At 74.0% G+C, this 6,288-nt stretch carries 4 protein-coding genes; all 4 read left to right on the top strand.

The features are described 5' to 3' along the window. The first annotated feature begins 18 nt into the window (after positions 1 to 18). From nuoL to ACI79B_RS22110, 4 genes are read left to right on the top strand one after another with little or no spacing between them, the layout of a single operon-like run. Positions 19 to 1,926, top strand: a complete 1,908-nt coding sequence (nuoL, locus tag ACI79B_RS22095; protein ID WP_456930269.1) for an NADH-quinone oxidoreductase subunit L — start codon at positions 19 to 21, stop codon at positions 1,924 to 1,926. A 49-nt stretch (positions 1,927 to 1,975) separates the two neighbouring features. Next, positions 1,976 to 3,607 carry an NADH-quinone oxidoreductase subunit M gene (locus tag ACI79B_RS22100; RefSeq protein WP_456930268.1) on the top strand — a complete coding sequence of 544 codons (1,632 nt, stop codon included), beginning with the start codon at positions 1,976 to 1,978 and terminating at the stop codon, positions 3,605 to 3,607. Continuing rightward, the gene (gene nuoN / locus ACI79B_RS22105; protein WP_456930267.1) at positions 3,607 to 5,136 is read left to right on the top strand and encodes an NADH-quinone oxidoreductase subunit NuoN; all 1,530 of its coding nucleotides are present in this window, start codon (positions 3,607 to 3,609) and stop codon (positions 5,134 to 5,136) included. Before ACI79B_RS22100 ends, nuoN begins: the two co-directional genes overlap by 1 nt. Next, on the top strand, positions 5,136 to 6,194 hold the full coding sequence (locus ACI79B_RS22110) for a polyprenyl synthetase family protein (protein ID WP_456930266.1): 1,059 nt from the start codon (positions 5,136 to 5,138) through the stop codon (positions 6,192 to 6,194). The genes nuoN and ACI79B_RS22110 overlap by 1 nt, the downstream gene beginning before the upstream one ends. Positions 6,195 to 6,288: the final 94 nt, after the last annotated feature.

The following is a 6,288-nucleotide window of genomic DNA, read 5'->3' on the forward strand; positions in this document are numbered from 1 at the left end:
CGGGAGCCGGTCACCCCCATGGAATCCGCCGTCGCCGCCGAGGGCCTGCTGTCGGCCTCGTGGCTGGTCATCGCACTGCCGCTGCTCGGGGCCGCGGTCCTCCTGCTGGGCGGCCGCCGCACCGACCGGTGGGGCCACCTGCTGGGGACGGCGACCGTCCTGGCCGCGTTCGTGGTCGCGCTGCTGTGCACGATCCAGCTGGCCGGCCTGGAGGAGCGGGCGGTCGACGTCGACCTGTTCACCTTCCTGTCGGTGGGCTCGCTCGACGTGCAGGCCGGGCTGCTGGTGGACCCGCTGTCGGCCACCTTCATGCTGCTGATCACCGGCGTGGGCGGGCTGATCCACGTCTACTCGGTCGGCTACATGGCGCACGACCCCCGGCGGCGCCGGTTCTTCGCCTACCTGAACCTGTTCGTCGCGGCGATGCTGCTGCTGGTCCTCGGCGACAACTACGTGGCCCTCTACGTCGGGTGGGAGGGCGTGGGCCTGGCCTCCTACCTGCTCATCGCCTTCTGGCACGAGCGCCCGGCCGCGGCCACCGCCGCGAAGAAGGCCTTCGTGATGAACCGGGTCGGCGACGTCGGCCTGGCGCTGGCGATCTTCGTGATGTTCGCCCAGCTCGGGACGGTCTCCTACGAGGGCGTGTTCGGCGGGGTCGGCGCCCTGGCCGGCGGCACGCTGACGGCGCTCGGCCTGCTCCTGCTGCTCGGCGCGTGCGGCAAGTCCGGCCAGTTCCCGCTGCAGGCGTGGCTGCCCGACGCCATGGAGGGCCCGACGCCGGTCTCGGCGCTCATCCACGCCGCGACGATGGTCACCGCCGGCGTCTACCTCATCGCCCGGTCCGCGCCGATCTACGACCTGACGCCGACCGCCCGCGCCGTCGTCCTCGCCGTCGGCGCGATCACCCTGCTCTACGGCGCGATCGTCGGGTGCGCGTACGACGACATCAAGAAGGTGCTCGCGTACTCGACGGTCAGCCAGATCGGCTACATGTTCCTCGCCGTGGGGCTGGGCCCGGTCGGCTACGCCGCGGGCATCGCGCACCTGCTCACCCACGGCTTCTTCAAGGCCGGGCTGTTCCTCGGCGCCGGGTCGGTCATGCACGCCATGGGCGACCAGGTGGACATGCGCCGCTTCGGCGGGCTGGCGCGGAAGCTGCCGGTCACCTTCGCCACCTTCGGCCTGGGCTACCTCGCGCTGATCGGGTTCCCGTTCCTGTCCGGCTACTGGACCAAGGACGCGATCATCGAGGCGGCGCTGGACCGCGGCGACGGGTGGGGGTGGCTGCTGGGCGCGGTCGCCGTCGTCGGTGCCGGGCTGACCGCCTTCTACATGACCCGGCTGGTGCTCATGACGTTCCTCGGCCGGCCGCGGTGGACCGACGGCCAGCACCCGCACGAGGCGCCGCCGGTGATGACCGCCCCGATGGTGCTGCTCGCCGTCGGCTCGGTGGCCGCCGGGTTCCTGCTGGTGCAGGTGTTCCCGCTCGACGAGTGGCTCGCCCCGGTGTTCGGCGAGCCCGAGGAGGCCGCGCACGTGGTCGCCCCGGCCGTCGTCGGGGTGGTGGTGACCGCCGTGATGCTGGTCGGCGTCCTGGCGGCCTGGCTGTTCGTCGGCCGCCGCGAGGTCCCCGAGGTCGCCCCCGCCCGCGTCTCCCCGGTGGTGCGCGCGGCGCGGAAGAGCCTCTACGCCGACACGGTCAACGAGTCGCTGTTCATGCGGCCGGGCCAGTGGCTCACCCGGGCGCTGGTGTGGGTGGACAACCGCGGCGTCGACGGCGCGGTCAACGGCCTGGCCGCCACGCTCGGCGGCTCGTCGTCGCGGCTGGGCCGGGCGCAGACCGGGTTCGTCCGGTCCTACGCGCTCGGGATGCTCGGCGGCGCGGTCCTGGTGGCCGGGGCGCTGCTGGCGGTGACGGCCGGGTGAGCGGGCTGGGCTCTCAGGAGAGGACGACCGACGACATGAGGACCGTGGCGTGAGCGACTCCCTGCTCCTGGTCGCGATGCTGGTGGTGCCCGCGGTGGGCGCCGCCGTCGTCGCCGCCCTCCCCAAGGCCGGCACGGCGCTGGCCCGGCAGCTCGCCCTCGGCGTCAGCCTGGTCGTGCTGCTGCTCGCGGTGCTGGCCACGGTCGCGTTCGACCCCGACGGCGACCGGTTCCAGCTGACGACGTCGGTGCCGTGGATCGAGGGCTTCGGCGTCGACTTCGCCCTCGGCGTCGACGGCATCGCGCTGGTCATGCTGCTGCTGGTCGGCGTGCTGGTGCCGGTGGTCGTGCTCGCCTCGTGGCGCGACGAGCCGACGAGCCGCCGCTCCATGCGGACGTTCTTCGCCTGGCTGCTGCTGCTCGAGGCCTGCATGGTCGGCGTCTTCGCCGCCACCGACGTCTTCCTCTTCTACGTCTTCTTCGAGGCGATGCTCGTCCCGATGTACTTCATCGTGGGCAGCTTCGGCGGCCCGCGCCGGCAGTACGCCGCGGTCAAGTTCTTCCTGTACAGCCTGGTCGGCGGGCTGGTCATGCTCGCCGCGGTCATCGGCCTGTACGTCGTCAGCGAGGCGGCGGGCGACGGCACGTTCGCCTTCGAGTCGCTGCGGCAGCTCGACATCGACCCGGCCGCGCAGCGGCTGCTGTTCCTCGGCTTCTTCGTCGCCTTCGCGATCAAGGCGCCGCTCGTGCCGCTGCACACCTGGCTCCCCGACGCCGGTGCCGAGGCCCCGATCGGCGGCGCGGTGCTGCTCGTCGGCGTCCTCGACAAGGTCGGCACGTTCGGGTTCCTGCGCTACTGCCTGCCGCTGTTCCCCGACGCCTCGCGGGAGTTCGCCCCGCTGGTGCTCGTGCTCGCCGTCGCCGGCATCCTGTACGCCGCGCTGCTGGCGATGGGGCAGAGCGACATGAAGCGGCTGGTGTCCTACACCTCGATCGCGCACTTCGGCTTCATCGCCCTCGGCGTCTTCGCCTTCACCACCGAGGCCGGCACCGGCGCGGTGCTGTACATGGTCAACCACGGCATCGCGACCGGCCTGCTGTTCCTCGTCGTCGGGATGCTCATCGCCCGCGGCGGCTCCCGGCTGGTCGGCGACTACGGCGGCGTGGCCGCCCGGGCGCCGAAGCTGGCCGGGGTCTTCCTGATCGCGGGGCTCGCGTCGCTGGCGCTGCCGGGCACCAACAGCTTCGTCAGCGAGTTCCTCGTGCTCATCGGCTCGTTCCCGGCCCGGCCGGTGTTCACCGTCCTGGCCACCGGCGGGATCATCCTCGCCGCGCTCTACGTCCTGCTGCTCTACCAACGGACCATGCACGGCCCGCCGCGCGGGGTGCTCTTCCCGGCCGGCGACGAGCCGGCCGGGGCCCCCGTGACCCCCGCGGGCGGCGCGCACGGCGCGACGGCGACGCTGACCGCCCCGGCCCCCGCGGCCCGGGCGACGGCGCGGCTGCGCGACCTGACCCGCCGCGAGACGGCCGTCGTCGCCCCGCTCGTCGCCCTGATCATCGTGCTCGGCGTCTACCCGCAGCCGCTGATCCGGCTGATCGAGCCGGCCGTCGCCGCGACCATGAGCGACGTCGGCGCCGACCCGGCCGGCGTCGAGGCTCCGACCGAGGGGACCGACTGATGACCATCGAGGCCCCCGACCTCTCGTACGCCGCGCTCGCCCCGCTGCTGTTCGTCTTCGGCGCCGCGTGCATCGGCGTGCTCGTCGAGGCGTTCGGCCCGCGCGACACCCGGCACCCGGTGCAGGTCGCCGTCGCGCTGGTCGGCACCCTCGGCGGGCTGGTCAGCACCCTGCTGCTGGCGGGCACCCGCGAGGTGACCGCCGGGGGAGCGCTCGCCGTCGACGGCGCCGGGCTGTTCCTGCAGGCCACCATCGCCGGGCTCGGCGCGCTGTCGCTCCTGCTGTTCGCCGAGCGCAACCTCGACCCGGCCCGCTCGGCGTTCGTCGTCTCCGCCGCGGTGCCGGCGGGCAGCGTCCGCGACCGCGAGCTGCTCACCGTGCAGCGCGTGCAGACCGAGGTCTACCCGCTGGCCACCTTCGCCATCGGCGGCATGATGCTGTTCGTCACGGCGAACGACCTGCTGCTGATGTTCGTCGCCCTCGAGGTGCTCAGCCTGCCGCTGTACCTGATCAGCGGCCTCGCCCGCCGGCGCCGGCTGCTGTCGCAGGAGGCGGCGGTCAAGTACTTCCTGCTCGGCGCGTTCGCGTCGGCGTTCTTCCTCTACGGCCTGGCGCTGGTCTACGGCGCCACCGGCAGCATCCGGCTCTCCACGGTCCGCGAGGCGGTCACGGCCGGCGGGGGCGGCACGCTCGCCGTCCTCGGCCTGGCGCTGCTGATCGTCGGGCTGCTGTTCAAGGCCAGCGTCGCGCCGTTCCACACCTGGACGCCGGACGTCTACCAGGGCGCGCCCACCCCGGTGACCGCGTTCATGGCCGCCTGCACCAAGGTCGCGGCCTTCGGCGCCATCCTGCGGCTGCTCTACGTCGCGTTCGGCACCGAGGAGTGGACCTGGCGGCCGCTGGTCTACGCCGTGGCGATCGTCTCGATGGTCGTCGGCGCGGTCCTCGGCCTCACCCAGACCGACCTCAAGCGGATGCTCGCCTACTCGTCGGTCGCGCACGCCGGGTTCCTGCTCACCGGCGTCCTCGGTTATCCGGGGACGGGACTGTCGGCCGTGATGTTCTACCTGCTGGTCTACGGCCTGACCACGCTCGGCGCGTTCGCCGTGCTGACCCTGGTGCGCAGCGGCGACGGCGAGGCCACGCACCTGTCGCAGTGGGCGGGCCTCGCGCAGCGCTCGCCGGTCACCGCCGCGGTGATGAGCCTGTTCCTGCTCGCGCTCGCCGGCATCCCGCTCACCAGCGGTTTCACCGGCAAGTTCGCCGTCTTCCGGGCGGCGATCGAGGACGGCGCCTGGCCGCTGGCGCTGGTCGCGCTGCTGGCGAGCGCGGTGGCGGCGTTCTTCTACCTGCGGGTCATCGTGCTCATGTACTTCTCCGAGCCGGCCGCCGACGGCCCCACCGTCGGCGTGCCCGGGCTGCCCACCACCGTCGTCCTCGCGGTGACCGCCGCGGCCACCCTGGTGCTGGGCATCGTCCCCGGGGCGGTGCTCGGTCTCGCCGATCGGGCGGCTATCTTCGTCGGTTGATGACCGGACCCCGTGCCGCCGTCGACGGGATCGCCCCGGCCGAGGTCTGGCACCGCATCTCGACCCCCGCCTCGACCATGGGCCCCTGGCTCCCGGGCGGGGCCCTCGGCGACTCGATGGCCGAGGGCCTGGCGAACGTCGAGGCGGCGCTGGCCACCGCGGTGGCCAGCGAGCACTCGTTCGTCTCCGAGGCCGCGGGCCACCTCATGGCCGCGGGCGGCAAGCGCTTCCGCCCGATGCTCGCGCTGCTGGCCGCCCACCTGGGCGACGCGCACGCGCCGGACGTCGTGCGGGCCGCCGTCGTCTGCGAGCTCACCCACCTGGCCACGCTGTACCACGACGACGTCATGGACGAGGCCGCCGTCCGCCGCGGGGCGCCCAGCGCCAACAGCCGGTGGACCAACAGCGTCGCCATCCTCACCGGTGACTTCCTGTTCGCCCGGGCCTCGGACCTGCTCGCCGACCTCGGCCCCGAGGCGGTGCGCATCCAGGCGCGCACCTTCGAGCGGCTGGTCACCGGCCAGATCCGGGAGACTGTCGGCGCCCGCCCCGGCGAGGACCGCGTGCAGCACTACCTCGAGGTGCTGGCCGACAAGACCGGCTCGCTGGTGGCCACCTCGGCCCGCTTCGGCGCCCGCTTCGCCGGCGTCGACGCCGACCTGGTGGAGGCGCTCACCCGCTTCGGCGAGGAGGTCGGCGTCGCGTTCCAGATCTCCGACGACCTGCTCGACATCGTCAGCCAGGACGGCGCGTCGGGGAAGGCGCCCGGCACCGACCTGCGCGAGGGCGTCGCCACGCTGCCCGCGCTGATCGCCCTGGCCGGGGACGACCCCGCCGACGCGCGGCTGCGCGAGCTGGTGTCCCGCCCGCTGTCCGACGACGCCGAGCACGCCGAGGCGCTGGCGCTGCTGCGCGGGTCCGCGGCGCTCGACCGCGCCGACGGGGTGCTGCGGGACTACGCCGACCGCGCCCGGTCCTCGCTGTCCGCCGTCCCCGCCGGCGAGGTGCGGGACGCGCTGTCGGCGCTGTGCGACTACGTGGTCACCCGAACCAGCTGAGCGGGGGGGGGGCCGGCGGCGCCGCGCCGGGCGGGGCGGCGCCGGGGGGGGGTGCCCCGCCGGGCGCCCGGCCGCGCGGCAGGCGCTGGCCCGC

This window comes from Geodermatophilus sp. SYSU D00879, from assembly GCF_054050375.1.

Bases quoted from the DNA above. Each gene is read 5' to 3' on its own strand.
- ACI79B_RS22110 (WP_456930266.1), top strand. From the start codon at position 5,136: ATGACCGGACCCCGTGCCGCCGTCGACGGGATCGCCCCGGCCGAGGTC.
- nuoL (WP_456930269.1), top strand. From the start codon at position 19: ATGGAATCCGCCGTCGCCGCCGAGGGCCTGCTGTCGGCCTCGTGGCTG.
- nuoN (WP_456930267.1), top strand. From the start codon at position 3,607: ATGACCATCGAGGCCCCCGACCTCTCGTACGCCGCGCTCGCCCCGCTG.